Origin of the sequence: Nonomuraea sp. NPDC050202, from assembly GCF_040656115.1 — a bacterium.
Lineage (GTDB): Bacteria > Actinomycetota > Actinomycetes > Streptosporangiales > Streptosporangiaceae > Nonomuraea.
In genome coordinates this window covers 35,235-51,422 of sequence record NZ_JBFALF010000017.1, presented here as the reverse complement: position 1 = coordinate 51,422, position 16,188 = coordinate 35,235, and the positions used below count along the sequence as shown (strand labels likewise).

Below are 16,188 nucleotides of genomic sequence, written 5' to 3'. Positions count from 1 at the left end.
CGGTGACGGTCTCCACCGGAAAGGTGACGGCCGCGGGCGAGTCCGCCCGCGGCCGTGAACGACCGGGGCCGCTGCGGCGCTCGTTCGGCACCCACTGGTACGCGTGGGCGATGGTCACGCCCGTGCTCGTGGTGATGCTGGTGCTGATCGGCTGGCCGCTGGCGCGCGGCGTCCACCTGTCGCTGACGGACGCCACCGAGGCCAACATCGGCCGCACCATCGGCGTGAACGTCATCCCGGCGAGCTACGAGTTCGTCGGCCTGGAGAACTACGCGCGCATCCTGACCAGCGGCGTGTTCTGGGACAAGCTGGTGTGGACCGTGGTCTGGACGGCCGCCTGCGTCGCCCTGCACTACGGCATCGGCCTGGGCCTGGCCGTGATGCTCAACCGCCGCCTGCGCTTCCGCTCGGTCTACCGGGTGCTGCTGATCCTGCCGTGGGCCGTGCCCGCGTTCGTGGCCGCCTTCATCTGGCGTTACCTCTACAACAGCGACTACGGCGTGATCAACGGCTTCCTCAAGATGGCCGGGCTGGGCGGCGTCGGCTGGCTGGACGACCCGACCACGGCGAAGATCGCGGTGATCGTTGTGAACGTCTGGATCGGCGTGCCGTTCATGATGGTCGCCCTGCTCGGCGGGCTGCAGTCGATCCCGGCCGAGCTGTACGAGGCGGCCGAGGTGGACGGGGCGAGCGCCTGGCAGCGGTTCACGGCGATCACGCTGCCCGGGCTGCGCCAGGTGTCGAGCACGGTCGTGCTGCTGGGCACGATCTGGACGTTCAACATGTTCCCCATCATCTTCCTGGTCACGCGGGGCGGGCCGGGCAGCGAGACGGAGATCCTGGTCACCTACGCCTTCCGCGAGGCGTTCACCGGGATCCGCAACTACTCGGGGTCGGCGGCCTGGGGCGTGATCATCCTGGCCATGCTGGTCGTGCTGGCCGTCGGCTACCGCCGTACCCTGCGCAGTCAAGGAGATCCGTGGTGAGCACGAGAACGCGGCGGCGCGGCGAGCGCGGCCCGCTGGCCTCCATCGGCCTGCACGCCGGGCTGCTGCTGGCCGTCGCCGTCTCCCTGTTCCCCGTCGTCTGGCTGGTGCTGACCTCGCTCAAGCCGCGCGACGGCTGGCTGTCGACGGAGCTGCAGTTCTTCAACGACTCCTCGCTGGACAACTACGCGCGCGTGCTGACGGAGACCGCGTTCCCGCAGTGGCTGCTCAACAGCGTGCTGACGGCCGGGCTGACCATGGTGCTGGGCGTGTTCCTGGCGGCCACCACCGGGTACGCGGTCAGCCGGTTCCGCTTCCCCGGGCACCGGTCGGTGATGTGGCTGCTGCTGATCACCCAGATGTTCCCGGTGGCCATCCTCATCGTCCCGCTGTACAACCTGATGGCCGGGCTCGGGCTGCTGAACCAGATCCCGGGCCTGGTGATCGCGTACATGACGATCGCGGTGCCGTTCTGCGCCTGGATGATGAAGAGCTACTTCGACACCGTGCCGATCGAGATCGACCAGGCCGGGATGGTCGACGGGCTGACGCCGTTCGGCACGTTCTGGCGGGTGGTGCTGCCGCTGTCGCGGCCCGGCATCGCGGTGACCGCGTTCTACTGCTTCATGACCGCCTGGGGCGAGGTCGGGTACGCCACGGTGTTCATGTCGCAGGAGGACAAGCGCACGCTGGGCGTGGGGCTGCAGCAGTTCATCGGCCAGCACTGGTCCGACTGGGGGTTGATGACGGCCTCTGCGGTGCTCATCGCCATCCCGGCGGGCGTGGTGTTCCTGCTGGTCCAGCGGCATCTGATCACCGGTCTCACGGCCGGTGCCACGAAGGCGTGACAAGCCTTCAGGTAATCGAACAATCACTTTGCGTAATCGTGGTCTTGGCTGGATCCTGGTCGCATGGACGGATTCCTCGACGAGACCTGCGGGGGCGTGACCGAGCTCCGCGTGCACGGCGTCTCCGGCACGCCCCCGGCCGGCACGCTCGGCCACCCTCACCCCCGGCTCGTCGCGGGCGACGGCACCACCGGGTTCTACCGGCGGTGGTGGGAGGGCGGGCGGCCGTCCGGCGACCATCCGGACGTGCCCGGCGTGCGCCGCCGCGAGGCGTACGCGTGGGGGAATCTCACCTCCGGGGGCCGCACGATCGCGCTGTGGCTGCTCCTGCTGCCGTTCTCGCTGGCGAACCTGTCCTACTTCATGCTGCCCAGGCCCGCGCGGGGCGTGCGGCTGCGGCACGTGACGGAGGCGGCGCAGCGGCTGTTCGCGCTGCTGCTCACCGGAACGCTCGTCGGCGCCGTCACCCGGGCCAGCGTCGACCTCGTCGGCTGGCAGTGCACGGCCGCCGGGCGGGCCTGCACCTACGACACGGCGCCGGGGTGGGTGCGCTGGCTCGGCGTGTTGTGGGGCGACGAGCCGTCCAGGCGGCTGGCCGTCACCGCGCTGGTGCCGCTGCTGGTCGTGGTGCTGCTGTGGTGGATCGCGCGGCGCACCTGGCTGCGGGACGAGCGCACGGTGCCGCCCGAGACCGCCTTCCAGGACGGGGTGCTGCTGGCCAGGCCGAGGCTGTGGCACGGGGCCGCGCCGGTGTGGCGGCTGCGGGTCGTGCACGTGGCCTTCTCGATCGGCTCCATCGCGGTGGCCGTGTCGGCGCCGTTCGCGGGCACGGCCACCGGCCTCGCGCTGACCGTGGCCAACGCGGGCGTGATGCTCGCCGCCGCCGTGCTGGCCGCGCTGCCGTCCATCGCCCGGCGGCTGGATCCGCACACCGGGCAGCAGGCGCCCGCGTGGCTGACGTTCGCGTGCCACGCGCTGCGGGTGGCCGCGCCGGTGGCGTTCCTGGCCACGGCCGGGGCGGCACTGGCGGGGATGCCGGCCCGCGTGGCGGGGACGAGTGCGTGGTGGCTGCCCGGCGTCGGGATTGGAACGTTCCAGTACGCGGTGACGGTCGGGCTGGCGCTGTTCCTCCTGGTCGCCACGGCCGTGCTGGCCCGCATGGATCGGCAGGGCGAGCCCGGCGGGCAGGGCGAGTCCGATGGGCAGGGTGTCGCGCCGGGTGGGCAGGGTGTCGCGCCGGGTGGGCAGGGTGCTGCGCCGGGTGGGCAGGGTGTCGCGCCGGGTGGGCAGGGTGTTGCGCCGGGTGGGGAGGGCATCGCGGTAGACGGGCCGGGGGAGGGGCGGGCGCTGGGCGGGATGGCCGCGTGGGTGGTGCTGATGGTGGCCGTGGGCAGCGCGAACGTGATGGCGCTCGGGCTGCTGTTCTGGACGGCCGCGTACTTCGGCGTCCCCGCGCATCCCGCCTCGCCGCAGCCCGTCGGCGGGAAGCTGTTCCTGGACGAAGCCGTCTGGTGGACGGCGGTGCTCGTGCCGCTGCTGCTGGCCGGGCTCGTCGTCGTGGCCGCCGGGTTGTGGCTGAGCCGCCGGGCGGAGGCGGGGCGGCTGGCGCCGGAGCTCAAGCCGTACTACCTGGAACGCGACGACGCCCGGGTGGTCGCGCGCACGTGGGCGCTGGCGGCGCTCACCGACCGCGCAGGGCTCGTGCTGGGCGTGCTCACCGGGATCGGGGTCGCGGGCTCCGCCGCCGTGACCGTGATCCACCGGCTGCGGCTGTTCACGCCGGACGGCGGGATCGCCGGGCTGCTCGCCTCGATCGGGAGCTGGGCCATGGTGGCCGTCGTGGTGGCGCTGGTGGTGATCGGGCGGCGCACGTACCGTGACACCCGGCTGCGCAGGACGGTCGGGATCCTGTGGGACATCTGCACGTTCTGGCCGCGCGCCATCCACCCCCTGTCGCCGCCCTGCTACACCGAGCGGGTCATCCCCGAGCTCATGACGCGCGTCGGCCGGCTCGCCCCCACCGACCGCGACCAGGTCGTGCTGTCCGGGCACAGCCAGGGCAGCGTCATCGTGGCCGCCCTGGTGCTGCAGCTCGATCCGGGGCAGCGGGCGCGCGTCCGGCTGCTGACGCACGGGTCGCCGCTGCGCCGCCTGTACGCGCCGTTCTTCCCCGCCTACTTCGGCGGCGCCGGCCTGAGCGCCGTACGGGAGCGCGTGAGCTGGTGCAACCTCTACCGGCTGAGCGACCCCATCGGCGGTCCCGCCTTCCGCCGCGTCGATCCCCTCGCCGGCGGGCAGCGGGACGCGGTGGACCGGTTCTGCTGGGATCCGCTCCGGCCAGGGCCGGGGGAGCCGCTGCCCGAGACGCGGTGGCACTCCGGCTACTGGCTCGATCCCTCCTACGACGCGGCACTGGATCGGCTGATCACCGTCAAACCCGCCGCCTGAGCCCTCGGCACGGGTAGGGTGGCCCGCGTTCCGAATCGATCGCCGCATCCGGATGGGGGCTCGACGGTGAGGTGGGTACTGCTGCTGCTGGTGGTCGGGACGATGTGGTGGTCGGGCCCGGCCGTCGCCGTCGCCGGGACGGGCCAGGAGGCCGGGAACGGTCAGAGAGCCGGAGCGGGCCAGGACGCCGGGGCCGGTCAGGGCGCCGGGGTGAGCCGGGTGGCCGGGGCCGGTCTTGGGGCTGGGGCGGGCGAGGGCGCCGGTGGGCGGGTGGCGTTCATCGGGGTGCCGGGGCTGTTGTGGGACGATCTCGATCCGCGTGACACGCCGCGGCTGTGGGAGCTGGCCGGGCAGAGCGGGCTCGGATCCCTGTCGGTCAAGGCCGTCGGCACCGTGACCTGCCCGTACGACGGGTGGCTGAGCGTGTCGTCGGGCGTGCGCGCGGCCGTGGGGCGGCGCTGCGGGCTCTCCCCCGAGCCGATCGTCCGCGGGCAGGGCGCGGTCGTCCCCGGGATGCGCGAGCTGCACGCCACGCGGGACGGCGCCAACGCGGGCACGCTGGGCGCGGCCGTGCACGCCGCCGGCCACTGCACGGCCGCCGTCGGCAGGGGCGCGGCGCTCGCGCTGGCCGACAAGGAGGGCGAGGTCGATCTGTACGCCGCCACGCCCGCCGGGCTGAGCGACTGGTCGCGCTGCCGGGTGCTCGCCGTGGACGTGGCCGCGCTCATCGAGCCGTACCTGGGGGACGGCAGGCTGCCGCAGGAGCCCGAGGCGCTCTCGCCCGAGCGGCGGCGCGATCTGGCCCGCCAGGCCGACGCCGAGGTCGGCGCGGCGCTGGACCGGCTGCCCGCCGGCACCGAGATCGTGCTGGCCGGCATCAGTGACCACGGCTCCACGCCGCACCTGCGCGTGGCCATCTGGAAGCGCGCCGGGACCACGACGCCCGGTGGCAGCGGCTCCGGCGCCACCCCGGCCGCGCGGCCCGACGGCGGTTCCGGCAGCGATGCGCACGTGCGCTCCGGCGGTGACGAGGCCGTGCGCTCCGGTGCCGATGTGCGCACCCGGGCCGGCGATGGAAGCGATGCGGAGGTGCGGGCCGGTGGTGCCGTGGATGCGAGCGTGCGGGTCAGCGGTGGCGTGGATGCGAGCGTGCGGGCCGGTGGTGGTGCGGATTACGCCGGTGGCGAGGTGGTGGGGCCGCGGATCGGGGGGAACTCGGCGCGGCGGGACGACATCGTGCTGCTGCCCGACGTCACCCCGACCGTCCTGACCGCCGCCGGCATCGCCACCCCGCCGGAGGTGATCGGGCTGCCGTGGCGGCTCGGCGAGCCGATCAGCTCGGCCGACCTCGTGCGGGCCGACCTGGCCGGCACCACCGTGCGCGGGATGACCGGCTACTTCTTCACCGGTTTCGCCACCCTCACGGTCGCCTTCTACGTCGCGTCCTACCTCCTGCTCTCCCGCCGGCGCAGGCTCGGATTCGTCGGCGTGGCCGCCATCGCGATGGCCTGCCTGCCCGTCTCGACGTACGTGGTGAACCTGCTGCCCTGGGACCACAGCCCGAACATCCCGCCGACCCTGATCGGCTGCGTGCTGGCGGTGACGGCGGCGCTCAGCGCGATCGCCCTGCTGGGCCCGTGGCGGCGCGACCCGCTCGGCCCGCCGGCGGCCGTCTGCGTGATCAACTTCGCGGTGCTCGTCGGCGACCTGCTGACCGGGACGCACCTGCAGTTCAACGCGCTCATGGGATACACCGCCGTGGTCGGCGGGCGCTACTACGGGCTGGCGAACATCCCGTTCGCGCTGCTGGCCACGTCCGTGCTGATGGGCGCCGCCGTGGCCGCCGAGCACCTGGTACGCGCCGGGCGCAGGCGCCTGGCCGTGGCCGGGGTGACCGGCCTGGGCGTGATCGCGACGCTGCTGGCCGGCTGGCCGGGCGTGGGCAGCGACTTCGGCGGCGTGATCGCGTTCGCGCCCGGGATCGCCGTGACCGCGCTGCTGGTGGCGGGCAGGAAGGTGTCGGTGCTGAAACTGGTGGGTTTCAGCGCGCTCGGCGGGGTCGCCGTGTCGGTGATCGCGGTGCTGGACTGGCTGCGGCCGCCGCAGTCGCAGACGCACCTGGGCAGGTTCGTGGGGCAGGTGCTCGACGGGACGTTCTGGCCCATGATCGGCCGCAAGCTCGGCGCCATGCTGCACACGCTGCTCTCGCCCAACCTCATGCCGATCGTGCTGGCCGGGCTGGTGTTCCTGGTGTTCGCGGTGCTGCGGCCCGGGCAGGTGAGCGCGGGCCTGGTGCCCAGGGCGTTCGCGCGGGCGCCCATGCTGCGGGCCGGGCTCGTCGGCGCGCTGGCCAGCGGCGTCGTCGGCATGCTGGTCAACGACTCCGGCACGGCCGTGCTGTCCATGGCGGTGGCGCTGGCCGTGCCGCTGGTGCTGCACGCCGGGGTGCGCCTACCAGGTGAGGACGAGCCGCTCGGGCGCGCGGTGGATGAGCGTGGCCGCCATGACGACGTCCTCGCGGGCGAGGTGTAGGCCGGGCAGCTCGCGGACGAGCAGCTCCAGCCCCGCCATCGCGGCCGGCGCGAGCTCGCGGTAGAGCGCCTGTCGCGCTGCGAACCATCCTGAAAGGCGAGGTGGGAGGCGTACAAGATCTGAAATTTTCTTTTAGTTCATCCTTATGTCTTGAAAGTTATATCCACGAGCGATTGAGTTCGGTCGTGCAGACCCTCCGATTGCTGGCCGCCGCCGCGCTCGTGTTAGGCCCCATGGCCCTCAGCGCGCCCGCGCAGGCCGATCCCACCCCTCCCGCAGAGGACGCGCTGGAGACGGCGTCGTCCTATCAGGCCTCCTCCACGCTGCTCGCCCCCACCGCCGTGGCACCTCAACGGCTGGAGACCGCCAAGAAGACCCGGCCGGTGGCGCCGGGCATCTCGCTGACCTCGTTCGACACCTATGACGCGCTCGGCTGGCTGCGCGCGGACGCCGTCACCGCCGATCTGGGCGGTGACGGCTCGGCGAACAGGGCGGACTACGTCTTCTCCGGCGAGGTGTCCAAGACGGAGCCGCTGTCCGGGCCCGCCAAGCGCTCGCGGGCCGTCGCGGCCGTCAACGGCGACTTCTTCGACATCAACAACTCCGGCGCCGCGCAGGGCATCGGCGTGCAGAACGGCACGCTGATCCAGTCGCCGGTCGCCGGCCACGAGAACGCCGTCGCGGTCACCGGCGACGGGGTCGGCCGCGTGCTCAAGATGTACTTCGAGGGCACCGCCACCCCGTCCGGCGGCGCGCCGGTCAAGCTCACCCAGTTCAACCAGATCATCCAGCGGGACGGCGTGGGCCTGTTCACGCCGCTGTGGGGCTCCTACAACCGGGCCCGCGCGGTCGAGGGCGCCACCTCCGTCGCCGAGGTCGTGCTGGTGGACGGGGTCGTCTCCGAGGTACGCGGCTCCGCCGGCACCGGCCCGATCCCCGCCGGCACCACGATCCTGCTCGGCCGGGACGCCGGGGCCGCCGCCCTGTCCGCGCTCAAGGCCGGCGACAAGGTGGACGTGGCGTACCAGCCGAAGCCCTCCGACGGCAGCTCGGTGAAGGCCGCCGTGGGCGGCAACTGGGTGCTGGTCAAGGACGGCGTCGTGCAGAACTCGACCGACCCGGCCGCGCACCCGCGCACCGCTGTCGGGTTCTCGGCGGACGGCAGGAAGATGTACCTGCTGACCGTGGACGGCCGCCAGGTCGACAGCCGCGGCGTCACGCTGAACGAGCTGGCCGCCATGATGAAGGACCTCGGCGCCGCCAACGCGCTCAACCTCGACGGCGGCGGCTCCTCCACCATGCTGGCCCGCGAGCCCGGCTCCGCCGACGTGCAGGTGGAGAACAGCCCCTCCGACGGCGGCGAGCGTCACGTCCCCAACGGCCTGGCGCTCTACGCGCCCGAGGGCAGCGGCAAGCTGAAGGGCTTCTGGCTGGAGACCGCCAGTGACCCCGCCAAGGCGCCCGGCGTCGGGCCCGTCGCCGGAGGCCGTCCCGAGCGGGTCTTCCCTGGCCTGACCAGGCGGCTGACCGCCGCCGGCTACGACGAGACGTACGGCCCCGCCGCCGGCACCCCGGCCTGGCGGGCGAACCCGGCCGTGCACGGCGTCATCCGCGACGGCAGGTTCCACGCCCTGGTGCCCGGCACGACCACGGTCACCGCCTCGCGCGGCAAGGCCAAGGGCACCATCGAGCTGACCGTGCTGCAGCCGCTGGAGCGGCTCGGCGCCACCGCCGACCGCCTCGGCATGGCCGGCGAGGGCGGCACCGCCACGTTCGGCGTGGTCGGCTACGACCGCAACGGCAACTCCGCGCCCATCGAGCCCGGCGACCTCACGCTCGACTACGACAGGAACCTGTTCGAGGTCACCGCGACCGAGCACGGCTCCTTCACCGTCAAGGCCAAGCAGGCCACCGGCTCCGGTCTGATCACCGCCAAGGTCGGCAGGACCAGCACCGCGGTGCCGGTGACGGTCGGGTTCGAGTCCAAGCCGGTCGCCGACTTCGAGGACGCGGCCGGGTGGACGTTCGCCGCCGCCCGCGCCACCGGCTCGCTGTCGGCCGCGCCCGGGCAGAGCGGGGGCGGGCTCAAGCTGTCGTACGACTTCACCACCTCCACCGCCACCCGGGCCGCGTACGCCAGCCCGCCCCAGCAGATCGTGGTAGAGGGGCAGCCGCAGGCGTTCGGGCTGTGGATCAACTCCACCGGCAAGGGGGAGTGGCCGAGTCTGGAGTTCTACGACGCGCTCGGGCAGTCGCAGATCCTGCGCGGCCCCTACCTGACGTGGACCGGCTGGAAGTACGTCGAGTTCACCGTGCCGCCGGGCGTCAACTACCCGCTCAAGCTGCGGCGCTTCTACGTGGCCGAGACGAAGGCCGACGTGAAGTACACCAACGAGATCCTCATCGACGGGCTGGTCGCCAAGGTGGCGCCGTCGGTCTCGGCCCCGGCGGCGCCCAGGAAGGCCGACCCCGTGGTCAGGAGCGAGGTCTCCACGATGCCGTGGCGGTTCGCGGTCATGTCGGACGCGCAGTTCGTGGCCAGGAACCCGGACAGCGACCTGGTCAGGAACGCGCGCCGCACCCTTCAGGAGATCAAGGCGGCCCGGCCGGACTTCCTGGTGATCAACGGTGACCTGGTGGACGAGGCGTCGCCGGAGGATTTCGCGCTGGCGAAGAAGATCCTCGACGAGGAACTCGGCGGAACGGTGAAATATCACTACATTCCGGGCAACCATGAGGTCATGGGCGGCAAGATCGACAACTTCAAGGCCGTCTTCGGGGACACGTACCAGACCTTCGACCACAAGGGCACCCGCTTCATCACCCTGGACACCTCCCGCCTCACCCTCAGGGGCGGCGGCTACGACCAGGTGGCCCGGTTGCGGTCCCTGCTGGACGCGGCGGCCGAGGACGGCTCGATCGGGTCCGTCGCCGTCCTGTTCCACGTGCCGCCGCGCGACCCCACGCCCGGCAAGGGCAGCCAGCTCGGCGACCGCAAGGAGGCCGCGCTCGTCGAGGGCTGGCTGGCCGACTTCCAGCGCGCCACCGGCAAGGGCGCCGCGTTCATCGGGGCGCACGTGGGGACCTTCCACGCCGAGCGCGTGGACGCGGTGCCGTACTTCATCAACGGCAACTCCGGCAAGAACCCCGCCACCGCCCCCGAGGACGGCGGGTTCACCGGATGGTCGCTGTGGGGCGTGGACCCCGTGACGCGGGCCGAGGCCGAGCACGTCAAGCGGAACTGGTTCGCCGACGCGCCCGACTGGATCGGCACGCAGGTGCGGCCGCACGTGGACGGCCTCACGCTCACCGCCCCGGCCACGGTCGCGGTCGGCGCGCCCGCCCCGGTGACGGCGGCGGTCGAGCAGGCCTCCCGTACGGTGCCCGCCGCCTACCCGGTGTCGGTCACCTGGTCCGGCTCGCCGAACCTGCACGTCGGCACCCGCAAGACCGCCAAGCCGTGGCACGTCGCCGTGCTCGACCCCGGGTCCGGCACGCTGACGGCGCTGCGGCCGGGACAGGTGACGGTGGCCGTCACGGTCAGCGGCGTCACCAAGCAGGCCCAGGTGGCGCTGACCGCCAAGGCAGCCGCCTGACGTCGGCTCCGGGGCCCCGCGGGACGGCGATCGTCCCGCGGGGCCCTTCGCGTGTCCGCTCCCTGAGCCGCGGGTACGACAGCGGGGGAGGTTCGCCGATGACCATGGAGTTCGACCTCGTGCCCGCCGGGCTGGCCCGCGCCATCGAGGAGCTGCCGCTGGTGGACCACCACACGCACGGGGCGGTGGCGCACGACCTGTCGCGCACGGCGTTCGAGGAGATGATCAGCGAGTCCGACCAGCCCGTGCCCGACTGGACGACCCCGTTCGACTCCCAGCTCGGCTTCGCCATCCTGCGCCACTGCGCGCCCGTGCTCGGGCTCGAACCCTTCTGCGCGCCCGAGGAGTACCTCGCCAGGCGGGCCAGGCTCGGCGCCGACGAGGTCAACCGGCTGCTGCTCGGCGCCGCCGGGCTCGGGCACCTGCTGGTCGAGACCGGCTACCGGGGCGAGGAGCTGCTCGGGCCCTCGGGCATGGCGGAGGCCGGCGGGGCGCCCGCCGACGAGGTGGTACGCCTGGAGAGCGTGGCCGAGCAGGTGGCCGCCACCGGGTGCGCGGCCGACGCGTTCGCCGGGCGGTTCGCCGAGGCGCTGCGGGAGCGGGCGGGGACGGCGCGCGGGCTCAAGAGCGTGGCCGCCTACCGGTGCGGGCTCGACTTCGACCCCGCGCCCCCGTCGCGGGCCGAGGTCGCCGAGGCCGCCGGGCGGTGGCTGGCCGCCGGGGGCGGGCGGCTGTCGGACCCCGTGCTGGTACGGCATCTCATCTGGGCGGGGCTGGAGCTCGGGCTGCCGCTGCAGTTCCACGTCGGTTTCGGGGATCCGGACCTGGACCTGCGGCGGGCCGACCCGCTGCTGCTGCGCGGGCTGATCGAGCTGGCCGAGCCGACCGGGGTGCCGCTGCTGCTGCTGCACTGCTACCCGTACCAGCGGCACGCGGGGTTCCTGGCGCAGGCGTACCCGAACGTCTTCTTCGACGTGGGGCTCGGCGTCAACTACACGGGGGCGCGCAGCGCGGCGCTGGTGGCCGAGAGCCTGGAGGTGGCGCCGTTCGCGAAGCTGCTCTACTCCTCCGACGCGTGGGGGCCGGCCGAGCTGCACCATCTGGGGTCGGTGCTGTGGCGGCGGGCGATGGCGCGGGTGCTGGGCGGCTTCGTGACCGACGGCGAGTGGTCGGCGGCCCAGGCGGTGCGGGTGGCCACCATGGTGGGGGTGGAGAACGCGCGGCGGGTTTACGGACTGGGCTGAAAGGCGATTTCGGGGCTTGAGTGCCGCTGGCGGGGGAAGCGGTAAGGATTTGGGCCGGTTCGACGGGTTCGACCGGGGGAAGCTGCTGCGATTTGGGGGGTTCATGGCGGGGACGTTCGTCGACGGTCGCAAGGTGGGCGTGGAGGTGGCGTTGCGGACGGCGCTGCGCCGCGAGCTGCCCGCAGCCGTGGCGTTGCGGCGGGAGCTGCACGCCGCGCCGTGCGTGTCGGGGGAGGAAGGGCCGACGCTGCGGCGGGTGCTCGCGGCCTTGCCCGGCGGCGTGGCCGAGCACGTGGCGGGCACGGGCGCGGTGCTGCGGGTCGGCGGTCCGGGGCCGGCGGTGGGAGTGCGGGGCGAGCTGGACGCGCTGCCGATCGCCGAGCGCACCGACGTGCCATGGGCCGCCGACAACGGCGCCATGCACGCCTGCGGCCACGACGTGCACCTGGCCGCCGTGGTCGCGCTCGCCCGCGCCGTCGCGGCCGTCACCTCGGGGGACGTCGCCGGCGCCGATCCCCGAACGGCCGCCGCGGACGCGGCGCAAGCCGTCGAGGCCGTGCTGGCGGCGGCAGAGGGGGCGGCGGCAGGGGCGGCGGCCGAGGGGGCGGTGGCAGAGGGAGCGGCGGCCGAGGGGGCGGCGCGGGCCGTGGCAGGGGGCGGGCTCGTGCCGCTGCTCGCCGTGCTGCAGCCGCGCGAGGAGACCTTCCCCTCCGGCGCGCTCGACGTCGTCACCTCCGGCGTGCTCCGCAGGCACGACGTGCGGGCCATGATCGGCGCCCATGTGCAGCCCGTGCTGCCCGAAGGCACGATCGCCTGCGCCCCCGGCCCGGTGAACGCCGCCTCCGACGAGTTCAGGGTGACCGTCAAGGGAGGTGAGGGGCATGCCGCGTACCCGCATCTCACCCGCGACCCCGTGCTCGCCATGGCGCAGGTGATCGTGGCGGCGCAGCAGCTCGTCAGCCGGGTCGCCGACCCGATGGCGCCGACGGTGGTGACGTTCGGCACGGTGAACGCGGGCAGCGCGCCCAACGCCGTCCCCGGCGAGGCGGTGGCGCGGGGCACGCTCAGGACCATGTCGCAGGAGTGGCGCGGGCGGCTGCACCGCAGGTTCAAGCAGGTCGCCGAGGACACGGCCAGGGCGTACGGATGCAACGCCGTGGTCGAGATCATGCCCGGCGAGCCCGTCCTGATCAACGACCGGTCGCTGGCCGCCAGAACGGGGGAGCGGCTGCGGGAGCTCGGGTGGTCGGTGAACGACGAGCTGCGCTCGTGCGGGGCCGACGACTTCGCCCGCTACGGCGACGTGGCGGCGTCGCTGATGATGTTCGTGGGCGTGGACACCGAAAGCGGCCTGCACAGCCCCGCCTTCCTGCCCGGCGACGCCGCCGTGGGCGCGGTCGCGGAGGCGCTGCTGGCCGGCTACCTGGCCGCCTCGTCGAGCACCGCGGCCATCCGGCCCTGCCGCCATCGGGCGCCCGGGGGCTGACGCGCCCCTCGCGAGCCGGGGGCGGCGCCTCCGCACCGGTCCTGCTTCGTTCCGGTCCTGCTCCTTTCGGCTCTGCTTCGTTCCGGCTCTGCTCCGTTCCGGCCCGCTCGCGCGAGTGCCCCGGGACGGACACCGACCCCATCGCTGACTGATTCGCCCGGAACCTCTAGGCTCGGCGGAGATGGACCTCGAAACTTTCTCCCCCGCTTCCGGCCGGCTGGAACCCAGGGCGGCACTGCGCTCCGACGCCCCGTGCCTCGACCTCAACGGCACGTGGCGCTTCCGCCTCTCACCCACCGCCGGCGTCCCCGACGACTTCGCCCGGCCCGACTACGACGACACCGGCTGGGACGACCTGCCGGTCCCGTCGCACTGGGTCCTGCAGGGGCACGGCGCCCCCGCCTACACCAACGTCTCCTTCCCCATCCCCATCGACCCGCCCCACGTCCCCGACGAGAACCCGACCGGCGACTACCGCCGCGCCTTCGACCTGCCCGAGGGCTGGACGGGCGGGCGGCTGCGGTTCGAGGGGGTGGAGTCGTTCGCCCGGGTCTGGCTCAACGGGCACGAGCTGGGCTTCTCGACCGGCAGCCGGCTGCCCGCCGAGTACGACGCCGCCCCGTACCTGCGCCCCGGCCGCAACGTGCTGGCCGTGCGCGTGCACCAGTGGTCGGCCGCCACGTACCTGGAGGACCAGGACATGTGGTGGCTGCCCGGCATCTTTCGCGGCGTCACGCTCACCCGATCGACCGCCGACGTCTTCGTGCACGCCTCCTACGAGGACGGCCGCGGCACGCTCAGCTTCGAGGGCGCCGGCACGCTCAGCGTCCCCGAGCTCGGCATCGACGGCCTGGAGCCCGGCGCCGAGGTCACCGTCGAGGTCGAGCCGTGGACGGCGGAGACCCCGCGCCTGTACGAGGCCGTGGTGACCTGCCCCGGCGAGACGGTACGGGTGCGCGTCGGCTTCCGCACGATCTCCATCGTGGACGGCGTGCTGATGGCCAACGGCCGCCCGCTGCTGCTCAAGGGCGTCAACAGGCACGAGTTCCATCCGGAGCACGGGCGGGCGGTGCCGTACGAGACGATGCGCGAGGACGTGCTGCTCATGAAGCGGCACAACGTCAACGCCGTCAGGACCAGCCACTACCCGCCCCACCCGGACTTCCTCGACCTGTGCGACGAGCTGGGCCTGTGGGTGATCGACGAGTGCGACCTGGAGACCCACGGCTTCGGCCAGGTCGGCTGGCGCGCCAACCCCACCGACGACCCCCGCTACGCCGACGCGCTGCTCGACCGCATGCGCCGCATGGTCGAACGGGACAAGAACCACCCCAGCATCATCATGTGGTCCCTCGGCAACGAGGCCGGCGTGGGCCGCAACCTGGCCGTCATGGCCGCCTGGACCCGCGAGCGCGACCCGTCCAGGCCGCTGCACTACGAGGGCGACCGGTCGTGCGAGCACACGGACGTCTACTCCCGCATGTACGCCTCCCACGCCGAGGTCGAGGCCATCGGCAGGCACGAGGAGGACCCGCTCGACGACCCCGAGCTGGACGCGCGGCGGCGGGCGATGCCGTTCATGCAGTGCGAGTACGCCCACGCCATGGGCAACGGGCCCGGCGGGCTGGCCGAGTACCAGGAGCTGTTCGAGCGGTATCCGCGGCTGGCCGGCGGGTTCATCTGGGAGTGGATCGATCACGGGCTGGCGCATCCCGCGTACGAGTACGCGTACGGCGGCGACTACGGCGAGCCCGTGCACGACGGGAACTTCGTCATCGACGGGCTCGTGTTCCCCGACCGGACGCCGTCGCCCGGGCTGATCGACCTGAAGAAGGTGTTCGAGCCGGTCCGGTTCGAGTTCGGTGACGGGGTGGTGCGGGTCGTCAACCACTACGGCTTCACGGACCTGTCGCACCTGCGGTTCACGGCCACCGTGCAGGTCGAGGGGGAGACGGTCGCCGAGCACCCGCTCGACGTGCCCGCGGCGGGCGGCGAGTGCAAGCTGCCCGAGGTGGCCGACGGGCCGGACGGCGAGCGCTGGCTCACGGTGCGCGCGGTGCTGGCCGAGGACCTGCCGTGGGGGCCGGCCGGGCACGAGGTGGCCTGGGGGCAGGCGCTGCTGGCGCGGCACGAGCCCTGGGAGCACGTGGCGACCGTGGCGTTCACGCGTGACGGCGCGCGCGGCGGCATCTGGGACGGCACTCGCGACGGCGGCGAGCTGACCGTCGGCGGGTGCGCGTTCGACGCGACGACCGGGCGGCTGGTCCGGCTGTTCGGCACGCAGGTGGAGGGCCCGAGGCTCGACCTGTGGCGGGCCCCGACCGACAACGACAGGGCCGCCGGCCTCGAAGCCCGGTGGCGCGAGCTCGGCCTGCACCGGCTCACCCACCGAGTCGACGACATCTCGCTCGGCGACGGGCTGACCGTGCGGACGCGGGTCGCGCCGGCGGACACCGACCTCGGGATGGTGGCGACGTACCGGTGGAGCTTCGACGGCGGGCTGCGGCTGCTGCTGGACATCGAGCCGAAGGGCGACTGGCGCGACCCGATCCCGCGGCTCGGGGTCACGATGTCGCTGCCGGGCTCGGCGGTGGACCGGGTGACGTGGTTCGGGCTCGGGCCGGGGGAGGTGTACCCGGACACGGGCATGGCCGCCCGGGTGGGGCGGTGGTCGGCCACGGTGGAGTCGATGCAGACGCCGTACGTGTACCCGCAGGAGAACGGGCACCGCGCCGACGTGCGGTGGGCCGAGCTGGGCGGCTTCCGGGTGTCGGGCGAGCCGGTGTTCGGGCTGACCGTGCGGCGGTGGAGCGCCCTGGAGCTGGCCGCCGCCCGCCACCGGCCCGATCTGGTGGCGGGGGAGCGGGCGTACGTCCACCTGGACCTCGCCCACCAGGGCATCGGCACGGCCACCTGCGGTCCAGGCCCGCTGCCTGCCTACGACCTGAGGGCCCGCCGCGCCACCCTCCGCGTCCGCTTCGACCAGCTCTGACCCCTGGAAGGCCGGACCCCGGCGTGCTGGGGCCCGGCCTTCGCCGGAGCGCAGTG

The 16,188-nt window shown here is 73.5% G+C and carries 8 protein-coding genes; all 8 read left to right on the top strand.

From position 1 onward, the window contains the following. Positions 1-2: 2 nt before the first annotated feature. The 8 genes from AB0I79_RS35475 (at position 3) to AB0I79_RS35440 (ending at position 16,132) form a co-directional block, all read left to right on the top strand. The gene (locus AB0I79_RS35475) at positions 3-986 is read left to right on the top strand and encodes a sugar ABC transporter permease (RefSeq protein ID WP_357882800.1); all 984 of its coding nucleotides are present in this window, start codon (positions 3-5) and stop codon (positions 984-986) included. Continuing rightward, on the top strand, positions 983-1,834 hold the full coding sequence (locus tag AB0I79_RS35470) for a carbohydrate ABC transporter permease (RefSeq protein WP_357882797.1): 852 nt from the start codon (positions 983-985) through the stop codon (positions 1,832-1,834). Before AB0I79_RS35475 ends, AB0I79_RS35470 begins: the two co-directional genes overlap by 4 nt. A gap of 63 nt (positions 1,835-1,897) precedes the next feature. Then, on the top strand, positions 1,898-4,282 hold the full coding sequence (locus AB0I79_RS35465; protein ID WP_357882794.1) for a hypothetical protein: 2,385 nt from the start codon (positions 1,898-1,900) through the stop codon (positions 4,280-4,282). Between the two features lie 66 nt (positions 4,283-4,348). After that, positions 4,349-6,814, top strand: coding sequence for a hypothetical protein (locus AB0I79_RS35460; protein WP_357882791.1), 2,466 nt, complete (start codon positions 4,349-4,351; stop codon positions 6,812-6,814). Between the two features lie 185 nt (positions 6,815-6,999). Then, positions 7,000-10,410: a phosphodiester glycosidase family protein gene (locus AB0I79_RS35455; protein ID WP_357882788.1), complete on the top strand. Its 3,411-nt coding sequence runs from the start codon at positions 7,000-7,002 to the stop codon at positions 10,408-10,410. A 98-nt stretch (positions 10,411-10,508) separates the two neighbouring features. Next, the gene (locus AB0I79_RS35450) at positions 10,509-11,654 is read left to right on the top strand and encodes an amidohydrolase family protein (RefSeq protein WP_357882785.1); all 1,146 of its coding nucleotides are present in this window, start codon (positions 10,509-10,511) and stop codon (positions 11,652-11,654) included. A 49-nt stretch (positions 11,655-11,703) separates the two neighbouring features. Continuing rightward, positions 11,704-13,140 (top strand): amidohydrolase, encoded by a 1,437-nt coding sequence (locus AB0I79_RS35445; RefSeq protein WP_357882782.1) that lies wholly within the window; start codon positions 11,704-11,706, stop codon positions 13,138-13,140. Between the two features lie 181 nt (positions 13,141-13,321). Continuing rightward, positions 13,322-16,132, top strand: a complete 2,811-nt coding sequence (locus AB0I79_RS35440; protein WP_357882779.1) for a glycoside hydrolase family 2 TIM barrel-domain containing protein — start codon at positions 13,322-13,324, stop codon at positions 16,130-16,132. Positions 16,133-16,188: the final 56 nt, after the last annotated feature.